A 24,487-nucleotide genomic window follows, 5' to 3' on the forward strand; every position below is an offset into this window, starting at 1 on the left:
CCTACTGCTTCTCGATGCAAGCCGACAGCAGCGACAGGAACTCGCCACGCAGCGCTTCGAAGCCAGCGGGGTTGGTGTCGATCAGGTAGGCGGTGGCGACGGTGCTGGTGCGCTGCTGGATCAAGGTCTCGATGTTGGCGACGCCGTGGCCGTCCAAGGATGTTTTGCGTACCGTCAGGTGTTCGATGCCGCCCTGCTCCGACGAGAGGAACTGCGCGGTATCCTTGGGGTTGTGCGCAACCAGATACCGCATCTGGCCGACGATGGCGTCGCGGTCCGCGGCGATGCGTCCCGGCGCTGCGCGCTCCAGCTTCAGGTTCACCACCGGATCGGGACCGCTGGTGTAGAGCAGCAATCGGTAGCCGTCGTCCGTCGACACGTCGGCTTTGCCGTCGGCGCTGTCCACCTGGCGCCATTTTTTTGTCGCGGGCAGCCGGTCCTTGGAGCCGACCCTGAACTTGCTGCCGTCAAAACAGTGCGTGAGCGGCCCCAAAGAATCGTCGCTGCGCTCTTGCGCCAACGCTACCGGCATCAGCGGTAAAAGCAGCAAGGCAAAAATAACGCGCTTCATGAGATCTCCCGGTATTTACAAGTTTGCAAACATAACAGCTATTCCGCGCCGAGTGTGGCCCTTGCTGCGGAGTCCTTACGAACGGTACCAAAGCGCCCGGTTCCCGATCCTTTACCGTCCCGGTGCGCGGAAAAATTTGGTGCGGTGGCGCTGGGCATGGCACACTAGCCTTTTCACGGAACATGAGCAGCATGAACATGGCCTACAGGTTGCGGGGGATTTGGCGCGCGCTGCTGCTGGCGTCCAGCATGATCGCAGCCTCGTGCCAGGCAGCGACCCATCTCACCTACCCGCTCACCAGCGACGGCATCGACAGCCGCTACGACTACGATTGGGCGGTGCTGCGCGCCGCGCTGGAAAAGACCACCCCACGCTACGGCGTATTTGAACAACACCAGTCGAACGTGGCGATGTCGCCGCCGCGCATTGTGCAGGAAATGACGTCGCCGTCGGGACGCATTAACATCTTCGTCCGCGCCACTTCGCCGGAACTGGAGCGCCAGTTCATGCCGGTGCGGCTGCCGGTCGACCGCGGCCTGCTAGGCTACCGGCTGCTGCTGATACGCGGCGCCGACCAAGAACGCTTCGCCAAGGTCAGGACCATCGCCGACTTGCGCCGCCTGAGCGCAGGCCTGGGCCAGGGCTGGGCCGATATCCCCGTCTTCGAAAAAGCCGGCGTGAAGGTGGTGGAAGGCAGCAGCTACGACGGTCTGTTCGCCATGCTGGATATGGGCCGCTTCGATTTCTATCCGCGCTCGGCCGACGAAGCGCTGCGCGAGTTCCAGGAGCGGCACGACGCCCATCCGAAAATGGCGGTGGAACAAACGCTGCTGCTGCACTATCCGCTGCCGCGCTACTTCTTCGTGCGACGCGACGCCGAGGGCAAGCTGCTGGCCAAACGCATCGAGGCGGGCATGGAGATGATGATCAAGGACGGCACGCTGAACGCGCTGTTCGAGCGCTACAAGGGCGACCTGATCAAGAGCACCGCCATGCACAAGCGCCGCGTGATCCAGCTCGCCAATCCCAAGCTGACGCCGCAGACGCCGCTGGCGCGCGGCGAGCTCTGGTTCAATCCCCTCGCCGGCAAGTGAAAGGCGGAACCCCTTGCTCCCAAGTGGCAAAGTATGCTTCGCCACATAGGGGTCTGACCCCGATGGGGTCTGACCCCAGCCTGGCCGTGCGGGGTAAAGCCCAGCCTACGGCCAGATCGCCTTGAGCACGGCGGCCAGGTTGTAGCCGCCCTGGATCAGCTGCGCCTTGGCGGCGGCCGAACTGGGGACCGGATAATCGTCCGGCACCGCCAGCGCCCAGACGTTAAAGACCTCGCCGTTCTTGCTGGTCTGCTGTCCGATGGCGCCGGCCGTCACGCCAGTGTGCGCCAGCTTGGCCACGGCCAGCGACTGGTCGGCCCAGGCATACGGCCAGCTGATCGGATCGCCGCTGTAGACGTCCACCGCCGGCTTGCTGGCGATGGCCAGCTGCGCAAACTCCTGCGGCGAACGCGCGCCGACGCGGCGGAACACGTAGTTCACCACCGTGGTGTCCCAGTACGAATGGAAGGGCCGCGTGGTCTGCGGGGCGCGCGGCGGCGTGCCTGGCGCGGTGACCTGCGCGGCCGGCTTGGCCTCCGCCGGCGCGGCCGGTATCAGCTGCGCGCTGATGGCGCTTAACTTGATATCGTCCAGCAGCAGATCATTGCCGCCGCGCGCGTCGTACATATGGACCGCGTCGATCTGCGCCTGCTTCTGCGGCACCACAAAAGCACCGTTCCTGTCCACATACGCCGCGCCCACGTGCAGCGGTTGCACCACGTCGCCCGCCAGATGGGTGAGGATCAGCAGCGCCTGGCGCGGCGTGAAGTTGTGCGGGTTGCTGATCTTGTCGCCCTTGCCCTGCAAGGTGGCGATGCACTGCTTCAGCGTCTGCACGATATCGTCGTCGGCGGTGCCGGCGTCGTGGTCGTGGTAGTGCGCGTTCTGGAACGGCACGTCGGTGTAGTGGTAGGTGCTGTGCTGCGGATTGGCGGCGACGTAGGCCGTCATCTCCTCGCTCAGCGGACCGCAATACGTGCCCTTGACGCAATCGGCCCAGGTGGAGATTTTTTCCAGGCTCTCGCCCGGCAGCAGCAAGGCCTTCACGCGCTGCTCGGCATTGCTGCCCTGGATCAGCTGGTCCGCAATGGCGCCGACGGCGCGGTGGCCGTCATTGCCCCATGCGTGGGCATTGAAGGAAACGAAGGCACCGCTCAGCGCCACAGTTAAAGCTAGCTTCTTCATTCCGGGCTGCCTTTGACGGGTTTAGCATACGTCTTGTTGATGTCCAGCGGCTGCGCATACGGCGAGCTCCAGGTCTGCTCGTGCAGCGCGGCCAGGCGCAGCGCCATCTTCTCGTTGCGCATCACCACTTCCAGGTTGCGCGACAAGTCCATATAGCCGCCGCTCCAGTTGCTGGTGCCGACCCAGGCCACCCGGTTGTCGATCACCATGGTCTTGCTGTGGATGACGCGCGCAAACGGAATGAAGCCGCTGCTGGCGGTCGGCAGCGTGACCACGCGGATCTCCACGTTGGGCAGCACGGCCAGGCTTTTCAGGTAGACCAGCGCCGGTTCTTCCAGGTTCCAGTTCGACACCATCAGCTTGATCTTGACGCCGCGGTTGGCGGCAGCGCGCACCGCGTTGTCGATCACGGCGTAGTACGGACGCGTGCCTTTCGGGCCGTAGCTCAGCGGCGCGTAATCCAGCACCTGCACCCGCACCTCGCTCTTGGCCTCCGCCAGCAATGCCGGCAGGCCCGCCTCGGAATCGCCGACGCCGGCCGGGTTGAACTGGAGAGGACTCGACAGCAGGAAGGTGCCCTGATGAATATCCGGCGTGGTCGCCTTGACGTTCAGCGCCGGCGCCACCAGGCCCTGCGTGGTGATCGCCTGCGCGCGCCAGTCCTGGTTGAACACTGCCTGCACCTGACCGACGATCTTCGCATCGGTGATGCGCAAGCCGGTTTCGTGGATATGCTCGAACGAGCGCCAGTCGAAGTTCTGGCTGCCGACGTAGGCGACGGCGCCGTCGACCACCATGTACTTGGCGTGCAGGATGCCGTTGCCGGTCAGCTTATTGAAATCGATGATGCGCAGCTCCAGGTTCGGGATCGCCTTCAGCTGCTCGATGGTGGCTTTGTCCGACAGGCCCACGCCCTTCTGGTCCAGCAGGAAGCGGATCTTGACGCCGCGCTTGCCGGCCGCCGCCAGATGCTCCACCACCTTGTTGAAGACACTACCCTCGTGGCCGACCACATAGAACTGGCCCAGCACGATCTCGCTTTTCGCGCCGTCGAACAACTCGCTCCATACGGTGGCCGGGTCGCGCAGGTCGCTGCTGTGGAGCGAGGTTTCCACCGGCGCGGTCTGCACCAGTTCAAAGCCGGGTATCGAAAACTCGGCGCGCGCAGGCAGGGCAGACACCAGCAGGGCCGGCAGCAAAATGGAAAGTAAAACGCGACGCATGGTCACTCCTAGGGTTGTTGCAGGCGCTTGATGCGGCCCTGGGTTTCACTGCGGCCGGCCGGCTTGCCGTACTGCTCGCGCTGGGTCAGGTAATCGGTCAGCGCGTCGATGTCGCGGATATTGGTCTCGGCACGGTTGCTGCCCTGGGCGAAGGCCGGGAAAGCGTCGCCGCCCTCGGCCAGGAAGTTGTTGACCACCACACGGTACGTGGTGCCGTTCTCGATCGGCACGCCGTGCAGCATCAAGCTGTCGGGCACCACCTTGCCGCCCTCGCCGCGGCGCGGATCCCATACGTAGCTGAAGCCATCCGACACCTGCAGCAGGCCGCGCGTGATATCGCGGCCGCCAGTCCATTGCTGCTCCAGCAGTTCGCGGATCTGCGATCCGCGCAGGTTCATCACCACCAGCGAATTCGTGTACGGCAGCGCCGCCAGCAGCTGGCCGACGTTGACGCGGTTGCCGGCGCTGGTGTCGAGGTCATGCCGCAGCGAGCCGTTGTTGACGAAGGCGATCTGCGCGCCGTATGGACGGCCCGCCGTCAGCGTGGCGTCGGTGACCAGGTCGCCCAGCGCGGATTCGCCGTCGTCCTGCTTCTCGCGCGGCACGCTCGGCACGGCCAGCGCCGCCACCGGACGCGCCAGTGCGGCAGCGCTGCGGTCGCGGACTTTTTTCAGGTAGGCATCCAACACCGGATTGGCCGGCCAGGTACCGGGGATCATCACCTCCTGCTTGGCGCTGACGTCGCGCAGCGTATTGCTGGCGGTATCGACGGTGAGACGGATGCGCGACATGACATGACCGCCCATATCCGACTGCGTCACCAGGCGGCCGTCGACGCGGCACAGATAGCCGCGGTGCGAATGGCCGCTGATCACCAGCCGGATCGCCGGATCGAGGCGCTTGACCACATCGACAATCGGCCCCTTCAGATTACTGCATTCCTGCTGGTCGAATTTGTCGGTGGTGCGGCCGCCCTGGTGGATCAGCACCACGAACACGCCCACGCCCTGCTTGCGCAATTCCGGCAGCTGGCGGTTGATGGCGTCCGCCTCGTCGACGAAGTCCAGGCCGGCGATGCCGGAAGCCGGCGCTTTTTCGGTCGCCTCGCGCAGCACCGCGCCGATGAAACCGATCTTGACGCCATGCGCCTGCTCGATCTTGTAGGCCGGCAGCAGCGGCTTTTTGGTCACCATGTCGACCACGTTGGCGGCCAGGTACTGGAACCTGGCGCCGCCGTAGGGGTTCTCGAATTTGCAGGCCTTGTCGATGCGCGGCGATTTGCAGCCGCCTTGCTGCTGGCGCAGCAGTTCGACGCGGCCGGCGTCGAATTCATGGTTGCCGACCGAGCTGGTGCGCAGGCCCAGCAGGTCCATCGCGCCGATGGTCGGCTCGTCGGCCCACATCGACGAGATCGCCGGACTGGCGCCGATCAGGTCGCCCGCACCGACCAGCAGCAGCTCGGGATCGTCCTTGCGCCATGCTTGCAGCGCGGCGCCCAGCGTGTCGATGCCGCCGGCGACGACGGTGCGTTCGCCGCGGCCGTTAGCGCTGTCGAGCACGTATTTGCTCGCTTCGATATTGCCGTGGAAATCGTTCAGCGTAACCAGCTCGACTTGCGCCACGCCGGGCGGCAGCGCCGGCTTGAACCAGGCGCAGGAAGACAGCAGCAGCGCGGCGCAGGCAGGCAGGGCCAGTGCGGGCCGCAGCGCGCGCGCCGCCGGGGAAAACTTGATCATCTAACTTGCTCCGAATTCGGCAGCCGCCCTGATGGCGGCGGCCATATGCGAACGTCGCGCGCGGCGCTCGCATATGGCCGGATCGATCGACAATCCGGCCCGAAAACGACAACAGGCCCGAAGGCCTGCCGGTCAGATCAGGTCTGGCACAAAGACCAGACCGGTATCTTAACTTAGAAGTCGACGCGCAGCGTAGCCGACACAGCGCGCGGAGCGCCCAGGTAGTAGAACACGCCCTTCGCCGTCACGCCTGGGTAGGCGGTGGCGTTGGTCACCGACTGCGACGATGGATTGCGATATTCGCGGTCCAGCAGGTTCGACACGTTCAGGGTCAGCTTTGGATTCTTGAAGAATTCGCCGCTTGGGAACTGGTAGCCAGCGTCGAAGTCGACGGTGGTGTAGCCAGGAACCAGTTCGTCGTTGGTCAGGGTCGCCTGCTGGGTGCTGGTGACTTTGGCTTTCAGACGGGTGTACCAGCTGTTGGTTTCATACGAAGCCGACAGGCCGCCCTTCCATTTCGGGGTCAGTGGGAACTGGTTGCCCTTGGTTGGCAGGTAGATGCCTTTGCCGGCCTGCAGGTTTTCCTGGATCTCGCTGCTGCTGTAACCCAGCGAAGCGTAGAACGACCAGCCGTTGACCGGGGTGTTACCCGCTTCAATTTCGAAGCCCTTGTTCTTCACCTTGCCGACGTTGGTCAGCGTGGAGGTCTGCGAGTTCGGGTCGAAGGCGGTTGCCTGGCGATCCTTGAAGTCGCTGAAGAAGATGGTGGCCTGGGTGGTGATGGCGGCCGTCTGGTGACGGTAGCCCATGTCCAGGTTCATCGAGGTTTCCTGGCGCACGTCGCCCAGCAGGGTCGGCAGGTTGTTGATCAGCGACAGGTTGCCGTTGGTGGTCGAGTACACGAAGTTAGGTGGCGCCTTCATGTTCTTGGCCAGGCTGGCGAACAGCTGGTCGTCGTTGGTGATGCGATAACGCAGACCCAACTGCGGCAGCAGCGTCGAGTAGGTCTTGTTGTAGTTGTAGGTGACGCCCGAGTTCGGCGAGGTCTGGCTGTTGCCTTCGTTCGCGTAGTTGGTGAAATCACGCTTGACGTGCGGGGTGCGCAGGCCGACGTTGACGGTCAGCTTGTCGTCGATGAAGGTGGCGGTGTCCTGGATGAAGCCCTGGAACGCGGTGGAGATGCTCTTCCAGTCGCGCGATTCGTACAGCGAACCGTCAGGACGGGTGACCAGGCCGTCACGCAGCCAGATGTCGGTAGGCTCGCCGTTGGCGCCGATTTTTTCCATCGGGCCGGTTTGCTTGTGGGTCGCGCGCTCGTACCAGAAGCCCGCCAGGATCTGGTGGTTGTCCCAGTTGTGGGTCACGGAAACCGAAACGCCAGGACGCTGGGTACGGGTGATCGAACCGCTGTACACCCAGACCTTGTCCAGGGTGTCGCCGTCGCCGTTCAGGTCGACGCCGGTGAACTTGCCGGTGGTGGTGTTCAGGAAGGCATTTTCCTGTTGCAGCTTCTGCTGCACGCCGCCGGTGCCGTAGCCGTACCAGAAGTAAGGCAGGATCTTGATGTCGGTGTTTTCGCCGACGCGGAACTTGGCGGTTGCCGAAGCGATCACGTTCTCGAACGGGTTCAGCGACAGCTTGTAGTAGGAGTCGGCATTGGCCTGCGCCGGATCGCTCACGGCCTTGCCTGGGCTAGGCGCAGCGTGACCGATGAAGCTGGTGCTGTAGTCGTAGTGGTAGCCGTTCTTCGCCAGGTCAGCCAGGTTGAAGGTGCTGAAGTTGTTGTTGACGGCGCGGTTGTACAACACGGTACCGTGGATGTAGTTGAAACGATCCCAGTCGTAGTTGAAGCCGATGTCCATGTGCTTGCGATTGGCTTCGCCGGCGCCTTTCCACTTGTCCGACTTGGCTTGCGATACCGAGACGAAGACCTTGGCCTTGTTGTCCCAGAAGCGGCCGGTGTCGTAGCGCATATAGGTTTTGAACATGCTCAGCGTACCCAGGGTCTGGGCGACGCGGAAGCGCTTGGCGTCTTCTGGTTCGCAGGTGGTGATGCCGAAGTTACCGCCGGTGGCGCCTACCTGTGGGGAGTCGACGTCGGTCGAACCCTGGGTCACGAAGGTGGTGCAGGTGTTTTCCTGGTCGACGTATTCTTGTGGGAACACGGCGAAGTTACCGGAGTCGTTCACTGGAACGCCGTTAATGGTCGCACCGATCTGGTCGCTGTTGAAGCCGCGCAGGGTCAGACCGCCGCCGAACAGGCCGGTGGCGTCGTAGCTGTAGGTGTTCACTGCTGGCAGCAGGGCCAGAGCGTCGTAGGCGTTGCCGGTAGGACGCTGTTTCGCCAGTTCCTCAGCGGTAACGGTCGAGCGAGCTTTTGGCACATCTTCCTGCACCATCAGGCCCATACCGACTTTGCGACCGGTGATGGTCACGGTTTCGGTGACTGGCTTGGCGGCAGGGGCGGCGTCGGACTGTGCGAACGCGGCACCCATGCAGACCATCTGGCAGGCCAGAGCGACCAGGCTCAGACGTAGCGTCGGATTGTGTTTAACGGCGGATTGCATTAAAGGAACTCCCAGTTTATGTAAAAAAATTTATTGTGTTTTAAGATGCCTCGGACCGGACGGGCTTATGGCCTGCAGTCACATTCTTGACACAATGTGCCCATGACATCACAAAATTGTAACCAGTAAATATTTCATCAACATGACAAGAAGTCAGGTGATCAGACTGCCACTGACTTGCCTGACTGACATTTGCATGCAACACCCTCGAAACGCCAACAAAGTTGGCAGTTTGGAAGCATCTCAAACAACTATGCATCAGCAAAAAATGCGTGACAAATACGATTTACTTTAGGGATTTATATGAACGCGATATAAATGGGGCGCTGAACCGCGCGGGTTTCGCTCTGTAAGCGAGGCGCATCTTTAAGGGGAGCATTATAGCGGGCTGTGCACCACTTGAAATATTTTCACGCAGGGAATGCCCAAAACTGGTGCGCGCAAGCCTGATTTTGTCGCAATGTTGCCACACCCTCGTGGGAGCGTGACAAATGTGACAAGCCGCCCGGAAGGCGGCCTGAGGAAAATTTAGATCAGTAGCACTAGTACTCCCGTCGCGGCAACGCAACATCCGCGGCGGCCGTGGTCATGTGCTCAGCGGCCCTTGGCGATCGGCGCGGTGGCGATGGCGGCTTCGAATTTGGCGAATTTGCCGTCCAAAGCCTTCAACAAGCGTTGTTTATCGGCATCAGCCAGGAAGGAATAGCGGATGCTGTCGTAAGACAGTTTCTTGATCTCGGCATAGTCCGGCTTGTAGCGGGCGGCGTACAGCACATATTCGCCGGACAGGTTGTTGCGCGACACGCCGGCATCGTCGGTCGACAGCACGAACGGCACGCCGTATTTGCGGTACAGGGTCACCGGGTGGGCCTCGCCCTTGACGCCCAGGATGAACTGATTGCTGGTCAGGTTGACCTCGACGGCGATCTGCTTGTCGCGCATTTTTTTCATGATCGCCAGCGAGTCCGTTTCGTGGGCGATATCGATGCCGTGGCCGATGCGGCTGGCGCCGGCGACGTCGATGGCGTCCTTGATATGGAAGGTCAGGCCTTCCGGCGGCACCACGCCCAGCGCCAGCTCGCCCGCATGCAGCGCCAGCTTCACGCCTGGATGTTTGGATTTCAGGAATTTATACATCTGCATGTGCAGCGCATAGTCGTGCATCGAGACGTTGACGCTCTCCTGGCCGACGATGTTCACGCCGACGATTTTCGGATTCGCCAGCGCCAGTTTGAAGCTCGACACCATCTGCGAAAACACCTGCGACGGCGTCAGGAAGCGCAGCGCGAACGGCTGGTAACGCAGCGTGAAGTTGGCGTCGTCGATGCCGGCGCCGGCGGTGTCCACATTTTGCAGATAGGAGGCGATCCAGCCCTGGAACGCGCTGTTGGTCTCCAGCGTGGCGGCGTAGCTGGCCAGGTCGGCGTCGGTGATGGTGCCGGCGGCCGCCTTCTGGTCGAACGCGGCGTCCTGCGCCATCGGCGCGATCTCATAGATGGTCTCGATGTAGCTGAGGTTTTCCTGGATGGCGCGCTGCTTCAGGCGGTGCAGGCCATCAGCCGCGTTGGTCGAGGCCACCGCGTTGAAGTAGCCGAAGGTGTCGAAGAACTGGCGGTCCGGCGGCGATTGCAGCGCGCCGTGGTTGTAGAAGTCCTTGTCGGCCCAGCGCTGCAGCAGGTTTGCCAGCACGGCGTTATTGTTCATCACGTCCTGGCCGGACAGGCAGACGCGGTCCGCCAGCGGCTTGGCCTGCTCGGCGCTGGTGTCGGCCTTGTTGGTGTCGATCTGGTAGGTGTTCTTGTTGACGCAGTAGCCTTCCTTGTCCACCCACTCCAGATACTGCTCGGCGTAGATCGCGCCCGAATAGTGGTGGTGCAGGTCACCGCCCTTGGGCATCATGGTCAGGAACATCGTCAGCTCGGCCGTCTTGGGCTCCGGGCCCGCCACCAGCGCCGCGAACTGGCGCTTGGTGATCTCTTCATTGCTGGCTGCCTGTGCGCCGTGCGGCAAGGCGCAGAACAGGGCGGCGGCAATGGCGGCGGCCTTCAGGCTGGCGATATTTTTTTGCATGAGTCTTCCAATGTGAATTAAGTCATTACGCGGGCGTGCACCTGGCGGCCAGCGGAATACGTCGCCGCCACCGCACGGTCGTCGCCCAGCAGGGCCAGCGCGAACAGCAGTTCTTCCAGGCTCTCGCCGCGCGCGGTCCGGCGTTGCAGCAGCGGCGTGGCCTGCGGATCGAGCACGATGAAATCCGCCTCGGCGCCGACAGCGAAATTGCCGATCGTGCCTTCCAGCTGCATGCAGCGGGCGGCGCCCAGGGTGGCCAGGTAGAACATCCGCAAGGCCGGCAGGTAACTGTCCTTCAGTCGCGCTACTTTATAGGCTTCATTCATCGTTTGCAACATCGAGAACGAGGTGCCGCCGCCCACATCGGTCGCCAGCGACAGCGGCACGCCCGCCTGGTCGGCGCGCTCGAAGTCGAACAGGCCGCTGCCGAGGAACAGGTTGGAGGTCGGGCAGATGGCGGCGGCGGACTGCGTTTGCGCCATGCGGATGCGGTCCTGTTCATTGAGCCAGATGCAGTGGCCGTACATGGCGCGCGGCCGCAGCATACCGTAGCTGTCGTAGACGTCGATGTAGCTGCGCGAGGCGGGGAACAGTTCGCGCACCCACGCGCATTCGGCTTCGTTCTCGGAAACGTGGGTCTGGATGTAGGTGTCGGGATAGGCGCGAGCCAGTTCGCCCGCCAGCTGCAGCTGCGCCTCGGTGGAGGTGGGCGCGAAGCGCGGCGTGATCGCGTACAGCGCGCGGCCGCGCTTGTGCCAGCGCTGGATCAGCGCCTCGGTGTCGCGGGCGCTGGATTCTGCGGTATCGCGCAGGAACTCGGGGCAGTTCCGGTCCATCATCACCTTCCCCGCCACCATGCGCAGGCCGCGCTGCTCGCTCGCTGCGAAGAAGGCGTCCACCGACTGCGGGTGCACGGTGCAGTAGACCATGGCGGTGGTGGTGCCGCAGCGTAGCAGCTCGTCGAGGAAGAAGTCGGCCACGCCGGCCGCGTGGGCCGGGTCTTCAAATTGGCGCTCGGTCGGGAAGGTGTAGGTTTCCAGCCAGGGCAGCAGGCCTTCCGACGGGGAGGCGATCATGTCGGTCTGCGGATAGTGGACGTGGGTGTCGATAAAGCCGGGCATCAGCAGCTTGCCGCTGTAGTCGTGCAGCTCGGCGCTGGGCAGCAGCGTGGCGCGCAGCGCCGCGTAGTCGCCGGCCGCCTGCACCTTGCCATCGGCGACGATCAGCAGGCCGTCTTCATGCCACGCATGTGACTGCGCGCTGAACGCCGGATCGGCGACAAAGTGCAGCAAGCTGCCGCGGTAGGCTTGCAAGGAGTTGGGCATGGCGATGTCCTGAAGAGGAATGCTGATTCTAGCGCGATGCGACCAGACGCACCGGCGCGATTGCGGTGTTTGGCGCGGCGTCCGTTTCGAGGGCGGCGATTTGCTGCGCTTCCCACACGATCAGCAACTGCGCGCAGACGGAGGCGGCAATCGCGGCGGGTAGCTTGTTGGTGATGCCGGCGATGCCGATCGGGCAGACCATGGCGGCGATGCGTTCTTCCGGCAGGCCGCGCGCAGCCATGCGGCGCTCGAACTGCACGCGCTTGGTCTTGGAGCCGATCAGGCCGAACCAGCCGACGTCGGCGCGGGCAAGGATCGCCTCGCTGAGGCGTTGGTCCAGAGCGTGGCTGTGGGTCATCACCAGATAGCTTGCGCCGGCGGGTGCGCTGTGCACCAGCGCCTCCGGCGCGTCGGTGGCCTCGACGGTGACGTTGGCGGGTATCGTGGACGGGAACATGTCCTCGCGCTCGTCGACCCAGGTGACGGTGCACGGCAGCTCGCCCAGCATGCGCACGATGGCCGCGCCGACATGACCGGCGCCGAACAGCAACAGATGCGCACGCGGCGCGAGGCAGGGATCGGCCAGCCATCGGCGGCCGGCGGTGTCGCGCAGGATGTGGGTGCCGCGCTGGCGGTCGATGGTGGGGAATGCCGGGCCGAAGGCCGTGGCATCAGCGACGGTTGCATCACCCGCACCGGCGACGACCGCGCCATGCGCATCGAGCAGCAGCGAGACCGGCGTGCCGTCGATGGCGCTGAGACGCCAGCTGTCTTCGCGCCAGCGCTTGCGCAGGCTGCTCATCACATCAGCCAATGCACCATCGATCAGCTCAAACGCCAGGTGCACCACGCCGCCGCAGCACTGGCCCAGCGTCGGGCCCAGTGCGTAGCGCTCCAGCCGCGCATGAACACCCTCGCCTGCCTTGGCGGCGCTTTTCAGCATGCTGCGACCGACATCGACCGCGCACATCTCCAGATGCCCGCCGCCGATGGTGTCGACCTGGCCGCCAGCGGTAACCAGCATGCGGGCACCGGGCTCGCGCGGGCCGGAGCCCTCGACGATAGCCACCGTCACCAGCACTGCCGGTTCCGCCATTGCAGTTGTCAGCCATTCGTTCATGTCGAAGTCCTCAGGCGGCCATTTCCACGGCGGCCACGGCGCGCAGGATCTCCTCGCTGGTCGCCGGAGCGTTCAGCGGCGGATTGACGCGATGCCCGCCGACAGCGGAAATCGCATCGCGGATCGCGAAGAACACCGAGAACGGCAGCAGCAACGGCGGCTCGCCGACGGCCTTGGAGCGGTGGATACTGTCCTCGACGTTACCGTTGTCGAACAGCCGCACGCGGAAGTCCTCCGGGCAGTCGGAGACCCCGGGGATCTTGTACGTCGATGGCGCGTGCGTCATCAGCTTGCCGGCCGGGTTCCACCACAGCTGCTCGGTGGTCAACCAGCCCATGCCCTGTATGAACGCGCCTTCCACCTGGCCCAGGTCGATGGCGGGATTGAGCGAACGGCCGGCGTCGTACAAGGCGTCCGCGCGCAGCAGTTTCCATTCGCCGGTGAGTGTATCGACCACCACTTCGGAAACGGCGGCGCCGTAGGCGTAGTACGAGAACGGATGGCCGTTCATCGTCTTCGGGTCCCAGTGCAGGCCAGGTGTGGCGTAGAAGCCGTCGGACCACAGCTGAACGCGGGCCAGATAGGCGCGCTGCACCAGCTCCGCGAACGGCACCACATGGCCGTTCACATGCACGGCGTTGTTGAAGAACTGAACCGGCACACCGTCCTCGTCGCCATACAACTTGATGGCGAAGGAGGTCAGGCGCTCGCGGATCTGGCGCGCGGCATCCTGCGCCGCCTTGCCGTTCAAGTCCGCGCCGGTCGACGCGGCCGTCGCCGAGGTATTGGCGACCTTGCTGGTGTCGGTGGCGGTTGCGCGCACGTGGTCCAGGTCGAGGCCCAGTTCATGCGCCACCACCTGCATCACCTTGGTGTTGATGCCCTGCCCCATCTCCGTACCGCCATGATTGACCAGCACCGAGCCGTCCACATACACATGCACCAGTGCGCCGGCCTGGTTCAGGTGCGTGACGTTGAAGGCGATGCCAAACTTCAGCGGCGTGAGCGCCAGGCCTTTCTTCAGCACCGGGCTAGTGGCGTTGTAGGCTTCGACCGCCGCGCGGCGAGCGCGGTATTCGCTGCTCTGTTCCAGCTCCGCCGTCAGCGCTTCGATCACGTTGTCGACGATCTCCTGGCCGTACGGCGTGACGTTACGCTCTGTCTTGCCGTAGAAATTCAGGCGACGGATATCCAGCGCATCGCGGCCCAGGTTGCGGGCGATTTCGTCGACGATGTACTCGATCGCGATCGCGCCTTGCGGTCCGCCAAAGCCACGGAAGGCGGTATTCGACTGGGTGTTGGTCTTGCCGCAGCCGGCGCGGATGTCCACGTCCGACAGATAGTAGGTGTTATCGAAGTGGCAGACCGCGCGGGTGGCCACAGGGCCGGACAAGTCCGCCGAGAAGCCCGCACGCAAAGTCATGTCGACCTTGGCGGCGAGGATCTTGCCGCTGTCGTCGTAGCCGACTTCGTATTCGTAGAAGAAGCAGTGGCGCTTGCCGGTGACAAGCATGTCGTCGTCGCGATCCGCGCGCAGCTTGACCGGGCGGCGCAGCTTGGCCGCCGCGATGCTGGCCGAAGCCGCCCACAACGCCGATTGCGATTCCTTGCCGCCGAAGCCACCGCCCATGCGGCGGCACTCAACCTGCACCTTGTGCGAATGCACGCCCAACGCATGCGCCACCACATGCTGCATCTCACTCGGGTGCTGGGTCGAACACTGCACCAGCATACCGTGGTCTTCCTTCGGGATCGCATAGGCGATCTGGCCTTCCAGGTAGAACTGCTCCTGGCCGCCGACGAACAACTGGCCCTTGACCACGTTGGGCGCCCGCTCGAACGCGGCCTGGTAATCGCCACGCTTGAGATGCATCGGCGGCAGCACATACGACTGCGCGGCCTTGGCTTCCTGCGGCGTGAAGACGGCCGGCAGTTCGTCGTAGCCAATCACGGCACGGCGCGCGGCGCGGCGGGCGTTGTCGTGCGTATCGGCGACGACGACGAAGATCGGCTGGCCGACATACATCACTTCGCCCGCGCTCAGGATGGGATCGTCGTGGATGATCGGACCGCAATCATTGGTGCCGACAATATCTTCGGCGGTGTAGACTGCCATCACGCCGGGCGAATTGCGCACCGGCGCCAGGTCCATCGCGCTGATGCGCGCGTGGGCCTTGGACGACAGGCCCAGCGCCGCATGCAGCGTGCCTTGCAGCTCGGGGATGTCGTCGGTGTAGGTAGCCTGGCCGAGCACGTGCAGCTCGGCCGATTCGTGCGGCCGGGCGACGCCGACCGCCTTCCACGCTTGCGCGGCGAGCAGCGAGGGAGCAACTGGTTGATTCATGATGGCTCCTTTCAGGCGCGGCAGGCAAAGGCGTTGACGGCATCGGCCGCCAGCGGCGCGTCGGCGCGGGTTTCGAACCAGAAGCGGCGCAGCAGGTTCTGCGCCGTCTGCATGCGGTAGGTGCTGGAGGCGCGCATGTCCGACAGCGGCGCGAAATCCTGCGCCAGCATGTCCATCGCCACGCGCAGGTTGGCTTCGCTCCAGCTCAGGCCAGTCAACGAAGCTTCGGCGCGGGCGGCGCGGCGCGGCGTCGCGGCCATGCCGCCGAAGGCGATGCGGGCCTCGACGATACGGTCGCCATCGAGCTTGAACGCGAACGCGGCGCAGACGGCCGAGATATCCTGGTCGAAGCGCTTGGCCAGTTTGTAGGTGCGGAACTGCACACCTACGCGCGGCAGCGGCACGCGCACGGCGGCCACGAATTCGTCGGGCCGCATGTCCTTTTTCTGATAGTCGAGATAGAACGCTTCCAGCGGCATCACGCGTTCGCCGGCCGGGCCGCGCAGCACCACTTCGCTGCCGACGGCTATCATCCACGGCATCGAATCGCCGATCGGCGAACCGTTGGCGACGTTGCCGCCGAGGGTGCCGGCGTTACGGATCGGCAGCGATGCGAAGCGCTGCCACATTTCGTCCAATTGCGACGGATACAGGCGGCATAAGGCTTCGTACGCATCGTTGAGCGACACGCCGGCGCCGATGTGCAGCATGCCGTCCGCCTCGCTGACGGTTTGCAGCGCGCTGACGTGGCCGAGATAAATGATGTCGCCCAGCTCGCGCATCTGCTTGGTGACCCACAGACCGATGTCGGTGGAACCCGACAACAGCGTGGCTTTCGGATGCGCGGCGCGCAGCGCCACCAGCTCATCGAGGGTGCGCGGCGCGTGGAAGGTCTGGCCATGCGCGGTGTAGCTGGCGCCGGCGTCGCGCTGCAAGGCGCGCAGCTGTTCGGTCAACGCCGCACGGTCGAAGCCGACTTTCGGCAATTCGGTCATGCGGTGCGCGGCTTCGATGATGGGACGGTAGCCGGTGCAGCGGCACAGGTTACCGGACAGGCAGTCGTCGATCTCCTTGCGCTGCGCGGGCTGGCCATCCTTGTCGAGGTACATGCCCCACAGGGACATGACGAAACCGGGCGTGCAGAAGCCGCATTGCGAGCCGTGGCATTCCACCATCGCCTGCTGCACCGGGTGCAGCGCGCCGTCCGGCTGCTGCAGGTCTTCCACGGTGAACAGCGCCTTGCCGTCCAGCGTGGGCGCGAACTGGATGCAGGAGTTCACAGCTTTCATTTCCAGCTGGCCGGCGGCATTCAGGCTGCCGACCACCACGGTGCAGGCGCCGCAATCGCCTTCGGCGCAGCCTTCCTTGGTGCCGGTGCAGTGCAGGTCCTCGCGCAGGTGTTGAAGCACGGTGCGCGTTGGCGCGGCGTTGGAGATTTCCTGCACAGCGCCACGGTAGTAAAAACGAATCGGTTCTGACATCTTGGCCTCAACCTGCGAATGGATGGGTTTTGCGCCAGTGTTCGGCGATATCGATGCGGCGGGTGATCCACACATTATCGTGCTTTTGCACGTAGTCGAGGAAGCGCGCCAGCGCCGCGGCGCGCGCCGGCCGGCCGACGATGCGGCAGTGCAGGCCGATCGACAGCATCTTCGGCTGATTCAGGCCGTCCGGATCGCCCTCGGCGTAGAGCACATCGAAGGCGTCCTTCAGGTAATCGAAGAACTGCGTGCCGGAGTTGAAGCCTTGCGCGGCGGCGAAGCGCATGTCGTTGGTGTCGAGCGTGTACGGCACGATCAGCTGCGGCGCGACGGCGGCCTTGCCCTCCGCATCAGTGTAGTCCACCTTTTGCCAGAATGGCAGGTCGTCGCTGTAGTTGTCGGCGTCGTAGCGGAAGCCGCCGTGCTCCACCACCAAGCGCTTGGTCTGCGGCGAATCGCGGCCGGTGTACCAGCCCTGCGGCGCGCTGCCGGTCAGCTCGCGGATGATCTGCACCGCTTCCTTCATGTGGGCGCGCTCGGTGGCTTCGTCCATGTTCTGATAGGTGATCCAGCGCAGGCCGTGGCAGGCGATTTCGTGGCCCAGCTCCTGGAACGCGGACACCGCTTCCGGATGGCGCTTGAGCGCCATCGCCACGCCGAAGATCGTCAGCGGCAGCTTGCGTTCCTCGAACATGCGCAGCAGGCGCCACAAGCCGGCGCGCGAGCCGTACTCGTAGATCGATTCCATGCTCATGTGGCGGTTGCTGAACGAGGCGGCGCCGATGATCTCGGACAGGAAGGTCTCTGAGCCGGCATCGCCGTGCAGCACGTTGTTCTCGCCGCCCTCTTCGTAGTTCAACACGAATTGCAGGGCGACGCGGGCCCGGTTGGGCCATTGCGCGTGAGGCGGCTTCGGGCCGTAGCCGATCAGGTCGCGCGGGTAGTTGTCGTAGGTAGTCATGGGCGCAAGCTAGTTAGTCTATGAGGAATATATCTGCAATCATATATGCCTAGAACAGCATCGGTATATGATTTGTCCAATAGATACTTATTACCTACCGATATAGGACTTACCATGGGCAAGCTTAGTACACACGTTCTCGATATCACTGTCGGCAAACCAGGCGCCGGCGTCAAGGTGGCCTTGTACGCCGTCACGGCGCAGGGCCGCGAGTTGCTGAAGACCGACGTCACCAACGCCGACGGCCGCTGCGCCGTGCCGCTGCTGGAAGGTGAGAGCATGAAACCGGGGAAGTATGAGCTGGTGTTCGGCGCGGGCGCCTACTTCGCGGCCCAGGGCGTGGATCTGCCCGAGCCGCGTTTTATCGATGAGGTGACGCTGGCGTTCGGCATCGCCAGCGCCGACCAGAATTATCACGTGCCGCTGGTCGTCTCGCCGTGGGCGTATTCGACCTATCGCGGCAGCTGATTACTTGGGTTTGCCGAGGTACTTGGCGAAGAAGTTCTCCATCCGCTGATAGACCTCGGTCCGGTTGGCGGTGTCGTAGAAGCCGTGGCCTTCGTAATCGACGTAATACCATTCAGGCGGATGGCCGGCCTTTTCCAGCGCCTCCTTCATACGGAAGGCGTTTTCCTTCAACGCGCGCTCGTCCTTGCCGCCGTGGATCAGCAGCACGCCGGCCTTGATGCTCGCCGCCCGCCGCGCCGGCGAATTGCGCGCCAGTTCGGCGGAGTCTTCGCCGACCCAGCGCTTGTAGGTGTTGCTAACCCGTTCCTCCAGGACCGACGCATCACGCTTGTAAAGCAACGGCAGATCGTAGACGCCCGCGTAGCCGACCGCACATTTGAACAAGTCCGGCTCACGCGCAGCCAACATCATCGCCGCGTAACCGCCGAAGCTGGCGCCATAGACGCACATGCGTGTGCCATCCACCTTGCCTTGTCCAACCGCCCACTGCACACCATCGACCAGGTCATCCATGATCTTGTCGCCCCACTGGCGGTAGCCGGCGTTCTGGAAGCTGTCGCCACGCCCACTCGAGCCGCGATAGTTCACTTGCAGCACTGCGTAACCGCGACTGGCCAGGAACTGCGCATCGTTATCGAAGTACCAGCTGTCTGAGACACCATGCGGTCCGCCGTGCGGAATCAGGATCAGCGGCGGCTTGCCCTCGCCCTTCGCCAGCGGCATCGTCAGGTAGCCATCGATACGCAGGCCGTCACGCGCCGTGTAGCTCACCGGCAGGCGCGGCGCCATGGCGTCTGGATCGATCGCCGCCATGTAGGTCAACAACAGGTCGGCCTTGTTGGTCTTGCGGTCGTAGAGATAGACCACGCCGGGATCGCGGTCACTTTGCACTTGGGCCAGCACAGTGTTGCCGTCGGCGGTGGCGCTATGCAGTACAACGGTGGCATCCGGGAATTGCGCGCTCAGGTCGCGGTGCAAAATTGCATCTGGATGGGATGGCTCGATATACATAGCGCGTGGCCGGCCAGAATGCGTGTATGCGCCGATCGGGAAGCCTCTTCCGGTATCGTATATCAAGCCTCCAATACTGCCACCTGCATCTTCGGCGACAGTCTTGCGCTGGCCGGTGGCGATATTCTGCCGTATCAGCTTGCTCGCACCGCCGTTTTCCGAATAATAGCCAATGAATTCTTTCTCGTCGGCGCTGAACGCGGCCGGAACCAGCTTGGTTCCCTTGGCCTGCTCTTCGACACTCCATTTTGCGTTCGCGCGATCGAAGCGCCACAACTGGAACAGTCCCTGCCGATCGGTAGCGGTCGCGTAAGCCGGCGTATCGTCGGAGTGCAGGACAAAATTCGCGTTGGGTGAAGGGAGGTCAGTTATCAGTTTACGGATCGCATTACGGCTGTCGAAGTCGTACAAAGCGCTGTATTCGTGCTCCCACGGATAGCTGGCGATAAATGCATGGCCATTACGCGGCTCCGGCAAGCTGACCACCGTGGCATAGGCCCAATCGTTGCCATAGCGTGTATTTTGTTTGGACAGCATGAGCATCTGGTAACCGTGCATATAGATTTGATGCGTACCGTCGTAATCCATCGCCACGATTTCACCGTTGCGCTGAGGCGCTTCGCGTGATCCGTATTCCTTCGCCTGCTCCACCACCACGCGGGTGTTACTGGTCCAGTAATAATCGGCCGGTACGATAAACGGAGGCATGCGCACAGTGCTTTCCGGCTTCATTTCAGGCAAGCTGAAAAACGACAGCATCGGCACCGTGCGTGCGCCTTGCGGCACGCGCACGGTCACGGCCAGATGCTTGCCATCCGGCGAGATCTGCGGATTGCTGTACTGGTCCTCCTCGACAAACGCCTGGATCGGTATCAGCGCGGGCGCGGCGCCCTTGGCCATCAACGGCAATATCGCGCAGATCGCGCTGGCCAGCATTCTTTTCATTTATCGCCCCAAGATTTTTGATTTCCAAAAATACTATCACGACTGGCAAGATTATCAAAAGATAACAATTGGAGAGAATTCAGCCGCGCCAGTCGTGCATCGGCTAAGATGCGCACACTATGACTGGAACCCACTCGGCGCTGACCGCGTCCTTTCTGCAACAAGCCGTCGAACTGCATCAACAGGGCCGGCTGCAACCGGCGCAGGCGCTGTACCGCCAGGTGCTGGAACTCGACCCGCGCCAGTTCGACGCGCTGCACCTGCTGGGCGTGATCGCGCGCCAGCAAGGCGACGCTCAGGCGGCCATCACGCTGATCTCGCAAGCGCTCACGGTCGACGGCATGCAAGCCAAGGCCCATTGCAACCTCGGCGTGGCGCTGCTCGATGCCGGCCGCGCCGACGAGGCGCTGGCCAGCCACGACCGCGCCATCGCCCTGCAAGCCGACTACGCCATGGCATGGAGCAATCGCGGCAACGCCCTGCGCCGGCTGGGGCGGCTCGACGAAGCACTGCTGAGCTACCAGCGCGCGCTGGCGATCCAGCCCTCCTACGCCGAAGCCCACCGCAACCGCGCCATCGTGCTGCACGACCAGGGCCGCTACCTCGACGCGCTTGGCGCGGCCGAGGAGGCACTGCATATCAAAGACCGCAACGCCGACGCCTGGTTCGCGCGCGGCAATGCGCTGCACTGTCTGCGCATGCTGCCGGACGCGGTGGAAAGCTACGACCGCGCCATCCATCTGCGGCCACAGTGGGCCGAGGCCTACAACGGCCAGGGCGCGGCGCTGCACCGGCTGGGCATCTTCGACGCGGCACTTGACAGTTACGACCAAGCGCTGGCGCTCAAGCCGGACTACGCGCTGGCCCACTACGCACGCGGCAACACGCTGCGCGCGATGCAGCGCAATGACGAGGCCATCGCCGCCTACCGCGCCGCGCTGGCGCATGGCGACAATCCCGAAACCATCGCCTTCGCGCTGGCCTCGGTAGGCGCCGGCGACACGCCTGCCGTGCTGCCGGCTAACTACGTGCGTTCGCTGTTCGACCAGTATGCCAATCACTTCGACCAGCACCTGGTGGAAGTGCTGGACTATCAAACGCCGTCCTATCTGGACGGGCTGATCCGCCGCAGCATCGGCGCCGGTCCGGTGGATACGCTGGACCTGGGCTGCGGCACCGGGCTGTGCGGGCCCTACCTGAAGGCCTACGCGCGCAGCCTGGCCGGCGTCGACCTGTCGCAGCAGATGCTGGACAAGGCCGCCGAGCGCAAGCTGTACGACAGCCTCGCCTGCGACGAACTGGTCGCCTACCTCGACGGCCAGCGCGACGCCTGGGACCTGGCGGTGGCGGCCGACGTCTTCGTCTACATCGGCGACCTGGCGCCGGTCTTCGCCGGCGTGCACCGCGCCTTGCGCGACGGCGGCCACTTCTGCTTCTCGGTCGAAGCGGGCGACGGCGCCGACTTCGTGCTGCGTCCATCGAACCGCTACGCCCACACGCTGGCCTACATCGAACGCCTGGCCATCGCCACCGGCTTCCATCTCAAGGCCGCCGAAGCACTGACAGCCCGCCAGGAAAACGGCGCCCCCACCGCCGCCCTGGCCATCATGTTGCAAAAGCCGCGGGGTCAGATACCGTCTTGAATGGCAAGCCCTTTCGATAAGTAATTAGGATCGAAAGGCTTGTCATTGCGTATCACCCCATAAATCAAGTGAGCCAGCTTGTGCATGACTGCCCCGATCACGGCTTTCTTTGCCATTCCGGTCGCGGCAAGCCGTTCGGCGAATTGCCGCAGGATGGGGTTATGTCGGCGCGCCACCAAGCTCGGCATGTACAGGGCAGCGCGCATTGAGGTGCTGCCGGTTCGACTGATCGTCGTTCGTCCCCTCAGCGAGCTTCCAGAGCTGCGTTGTTTGGGCGTTACCCCAAGAAAGGCAGCGAAGGTTTTCGCGCTGTCAAAGCGGCGAATATCCCCCAAATGCCCCAGTATTTTTGCCACGGTCGTCGTTCCGACGCCAGGTATGGTGGCGAGCAGATCGGCATCGTGCTTGAGGCCAGGATGGCGATCTATGTGATCGTCGATGTCGCCTTCGAGCTTCTCTATTTCTACGCTGAGCCAAGCGACATGCTGTCGCACATGCTGCGCGACGTCCTCCATCCCGCTGATGATCAATGCCTCCAACCGATTTTCTTCCTGCTGGCGAATGTCCTTCAAGGCTTGGACGCGCAGCGACCAAGCCCGCAACTGGCGCTGCTCCAGCGGCGGCGGACTCCAGGGCGCGGGCTTCATCGCGACGCAGTAGCGTGCAATCAGCCCGGCGTCGATCGTATCGTTCTTGTTGCGAATATTTTCGCTGTGGCCGAAGCCCTTGATGCAGACTGGATTGACCACGCTCACCACCAGCCCGGCCTGGTGGAGCGCCAATGCCAACGGCTCGGAATAGACCCCGGTCGCCTCCATGCAAGCATGCATTGCCGACAGGGGAACTTTGGATTTGGTGAGCCAGTCGACCATTGCCCGATGGCCTTCGGCGGAATTTTCCAGCACTTTGGTCTTGGTTTTTCCGTTGACCAGCAGTGCAATATCTAACTTCTTCTTGCTGACATCAATACCTACCGCTGCGCATATCGTATCCATTTTTGACCTTCCTCGTATGCGGGCTTACGCGCTGGCGCGATGGCCCCAGATACCGTTCGGACTTATCAAATGAAACAGGCAGAGGCACCTATCTGACCCACGTGCTCCACGGCACTAAGTCTGATCAGCGTCACTCCGCCTGGCCGCACCTACCTCCTTATTATCCGATGGAGATGCGGTATGCTCAATATACGAAGTCTGACATTCGGACACGCGCTCAGCCGTAGGCGCTGCCTACGGCTGAGCGCGTGTCCGAATGTCAGACTTGCCCCCCAGCTAAGATAGGCAAACTTGCATGGAATCCGGCCTTGCCTTAGAATCCGAAGCTCTGTGGCCGCGTTTTGGCCATGCCGTCTGGGCCGGTGCCGTGATCAGGCCGACCAGTTTCCCACGCATGATTCTTTACGGTGACCCTTGGATACCGTGCCGTTTTGGGCGCAACTTCTTGCGCTCGCCCTCCTGATACTGTGCTCGGCTTTCTTCGCCATGGCCGAAACCGCGCTGATGGCGGCCAACCGCTATCGCCTGCGCCATATGGCCAAGCGCGGCAGCCGCAGCGCCATCACCACCTTGTGGCTGCTCGACCGCACCGACAAGCTGCTGTCGCTGGTGCTGATCGCCAATACGCTGATCAACGCCATGGCCACCGCGCTGGTCACCGCCATCGCCATCCAGTCCTTCGGCCACGACGACAACGTCATCACCATCTCCACCGGCGTGGTGGCCTTCCTGCTGATCGTGTTCGCCGAGATTTCGCCCAAGGTCATCGGCGCCACCTTCCCGGAACGGATCGCCCTGCCCACCAGCATGGTGCTCAAGCCGCTGATGACGCTGGCCAAGCCGGTGATCTGGTTCGTCAACCTGTTCGTCTCGCTGGTGCTCAAGCTGTTCCGCATCAAGGCCGGCGCCCACGCGCACGAGGCGCGCCTGTCGCCGGAAGAGCTGCGCTCGATCGTGCTGGAGGGTGGCAACTTCATCCCGCAAAAGCACAAGAGCATCCTGCTCAACCTGTTCGACCTGGAGACCATCTCGGTCGAGGACATCATGACCCCGCGCTCGCAGATCGAGGCGCTGAACCTAGAACTGACGGTCGACGAGATCAAGCGCGAGCTGACCACCTGCTACCACAACAAGCTGCCCGTCTACGAAGGCGAGATCAACCGCATTATCGGCATCCTGCATGTGCGCAAGGCGGTGGCGCTGCTGAACCAGGTGGACGAACTGACGGTCGAGCATTTCCGCGAGCTGCTGAGCACGCCCTACTTCATCCCGCAGGACACCAGCGTCTTCACCCAGCTGCAGTACTTCCAGGAGAACAAGGAGCGCCTCGGCATCATCGTCGACGAGTACGGCGAGGTGCAGGGCCTGGTTACGCTGGACGATATCATCGAGGAAATGATCGGTGAATTTACGACATCGATGCCGGGCGCGGCCCGCGCCGACAGCTTCGGCTGGTCCGAGCAGGGCGAGTGCCTGCTGGAGGGCGCCACCGCGCTGCGCGACATCAACAAGCGCCTCGGCCTGAACTTCCCGCTGGACGGCCCCAAGACCCTGAACGGCCTGCTGCTGGAACTGTTGCAGGAAATCCCGGACGCGCCGATCAGCATCAAGGTTGCCAACTGCATCATCGAAGTGGTGCAAGCGCACGATCAGGCCATCAAAGTCGTTAAATTGATACGCCCGGTGAGCAAACGCACTCACTAATCCACGCTATCGCGTGCGGCAAACGCAACATTGCGGAGTACAAT

17 protein-coding genes are annotated in these 24,487 nt (G+C 63.3%); 4 read left to right on the forward strand and 13 right to left on the reverse strand.

The window, feature by feature from the left end:
- Position 1 precedes the first annotated feature (1 nt).
- Positions 2-571, reverse strand: a complete 570-nt coding sequence (locus ACEN9O_RS03210; RefSeq protein ID WP_495616212.1) for a hypothetical protein — start codon at positions 569-571, stop codon at positions 2-4.
- A gap of 197 nt (positions 572-768) precedes the next feature.
- Between ACEN9O_RS03210 and ACEN9O_RS03215 the strand changes: the two genes are divergently transcribed.
- Positions 769-1,665 carry a hypothetical protein gene (locus ACEN9O_RS03215; RefSeq protein WP_495616213.1) on the forward strand — a complete coding sequence of 299 codons (897 nt, stop codon included), beginning with the start codon at positions 769-771 and terminating at the stop codon, positions 1,663-1,665.
- Positions 1,666-1,770: 105 nt separating this feature from the next.
- Here the strand turns inward: ACEN9O_RS03215 and ACEN9O_RS03220 are convergent, their stop codons facing one another.
- The 10 genes from ACEN9O_RS03220 to puuE form a co-directional block, all read right to left on the reverse strand.
- Complete coding sequence (locus ACEN9O_RS03220) at positions 1,771-2,850, reverse strand: S1/P1 nuclease (protein ID WP_495616214.1); 1,080 nt, start codon at positions 2,848-2,850, stop codon at positions 1,771-1,773.
- Complete coding sequence (locus ACEN9O_RS03225) at positions 2,847-4,073, reverse strand: phospholipase D-like domain-containing protein (RefSeq protein ID WP_495616215.1); 1,227 nt, start codon at positions 4,071-4,073, stop codon at positions 2,847-2,849. Before ACEN9O_RS03225 ends, ACEN9O_RS03220 begins: the two co-directional genes overlap by 4 nt.
- A gap of 8 nt (positions 4,074-4,081) precedes the next feature.
- Positions 4,082-5,809 carry a bifunctional metallophosphatase/5'-nucleotidase gene (locus ACEN9O_RS03230; RefSeq protein WP_495616216.1) on the reverse strand — a complete coding sequence of 576 codons (1,728 nt, stop codon included), beginning with the start codon at positions 5,807-5,809 and terminating at the stop codon, positions 4,082-4,084.
- 173 nt (positions 5,810-5,982) lie between these two features.
- On the reverse strand, positions 5,983-8,376 hold the full coding sequence (locus ACEN9O_RS03235; protein ID WP_495616217.1) for a TonB-dependent receptor: 2,394 nt from the start codon (positions 8,374-8,376) through the stop codon (positions 5,983-5,985).
- A 594-nt stretch (positions 8,377-8,970) separates the two neighbouring features.
- On the reverse strand, positions 8,971-10,446 hold the full coding sequence (locus ACEN9O_RS03240; protein ID WP_495616218.1) for an adenosine deaminase family protein: 1,476 nt from the start codon (positions 10,444-10,446) through the stop codon (positions 8,971-8,973).
- Positions 10,447-10,463: 17 nt separating this feature from the next.
- Complete coding sequence (gene guaD / locus ACEN9O_RS03245; protein WP_495616219.1) at positions 10,464-11,771, reverse strand: guanine deaminase; 1,308 nt, start codon at positions 11,769-11,771, stop codon at positions 10,464-10,466.
- A 28-nt stretch (positions 11,772-11,799) separates the two neighbouring features.
- Positions 11,800-12,891, reverse strand: a complete 1,092-nt coding sequence (xdhC, locus tag ACEN9O_RS03250) for a xanthine dehydrogenase accessory protein XdhC (RefSeq protein WP_495616220.1) — start codon at positions 12,889-12,891, stop codon at positions 11,800-11,802.
- Positions 12,892-12,901: 10 nt separating this feature from the next.
- Positions 12,902-15,235, reverse strand: a complete 2,334-nt coding sequence (xdhB, locus tag ACEN9O_RS03255) for a xanthine dehydrogenase molybdopterin binding subunit (protein ID WP_495616221.1) — start codon at positions 15,233-15,235, stop codon at positions 12,902-12,904.
- 11 nt (positions 15,236-15,246) lie between these two features.
- The gene (gene xdhA / locus ACEN9O_RS03260; protein ID WP_495616222.1) at positions 15,247-16,716 is read right to left on the reverse strand and encodes a xanthine dehydrogenase small subunit; all 1,470 of its coding nucleotides are present in this window, start codon (positions 16,714-16,716) and stop codon (positions 15,247-15,249) included.
- Positions 16,717-16,723: 7 nt separating this feature from the next.
- On the reverse strand, positions 16,724-17,677 hold the full coding sequence (gene puuE / locus ACEN9O_RS03265; RefSeq protein WP_495616223.1) for an allantoinase PuuE: 954 nt from the start codon (positions 17,675-17,677) through the stop codon (positions 16,724-16,726).
- A gap of 114 nt (positions 17,678-17,791) precedes the next feature.
- Between puuE and uraH the strand changes: the two genes are divergently transcribed.
- Positions 17,792-18,145 carry a hydroxyisourate hydrolase gene (uraH, locus tag ACEN9O_RS03270; RefSeq protein WP_495616224.1) on the forward strand — a complete coding sequence of 118 codons (354 nt, stop codon included), beginning with the start codon at positions 17,792-17,794 and terminating at the stop codon, positions 18,143-18,145.
- Here uraH and ACEN9O_RS03275 read toward each other — a convergent pair whose 3' ends face one another.
- A complete protein-coding gene (locus ACEN9O_RS03275) occupies positions 18,146-20,101 on the reverse strand; it encodes an alpha/beta hydrolase family protein (protein WP_495616225.1) in 1,956 nt (651 codons plus the stop codon).
- 119 nt (positions 20,102-20,220) lie between these two features.
- Between ACEN9O_RS03275 and ACEN9O_RS03280 the strand changes: the two genes are divergently transcribed.
- Complete coding sequence (locus ACEN9O_RS03280; RefSeq protein WP_495616226.1) at positions 20,221-21,744, forward strand: tetratricopeptide repeat protein; 1,524 nt, start codon at positions 20,221-20,223, stop codon at positions 21,742-21,744.
- Here ACEN9O_RS03280 and ACEN9O_RS03285 read toward each other — a convergent pair.
- Complete coding sequence (locus tag ACEN9O_RS03285; protein WP_495612909.1) at positions 21,729-22,739, reverse strand: IS110 family RNA-guided transposase; 1,011 nt, start codon at positions 22,737-22,739, stop codon at positions 21,729-21,731. The two genes, ACEN9O_RS03280 and ACEN9O_RS03285, sit on opposite strands and share 16 nt — an antisense overlap.
- Before the next feature lie 414 nt (positions 22,740-23,153).
- Between ACEN9O_RS03285 and ACEN9O_RS03290 the strand changes: the two genes are divergently transcribed.
- The gene (locus ACEN9O_RS03290) at positions 23,154-24,443 is read left to right on the forward strand and encodes an HlyC/CorC family transporter (protein ID WP_495616227.1); all 1,290 of its coding nucleotides are present in this window, start codon (positions 23,154-23,156) and stop codon (positions 24,441-24,443) included.
- The last annotated feature ends 44 nt before the right edge of the window (positions 24,444-24,487 follow it).

The organism is Duganella sp. Dugasp78 (assembly GCF_059491455.1).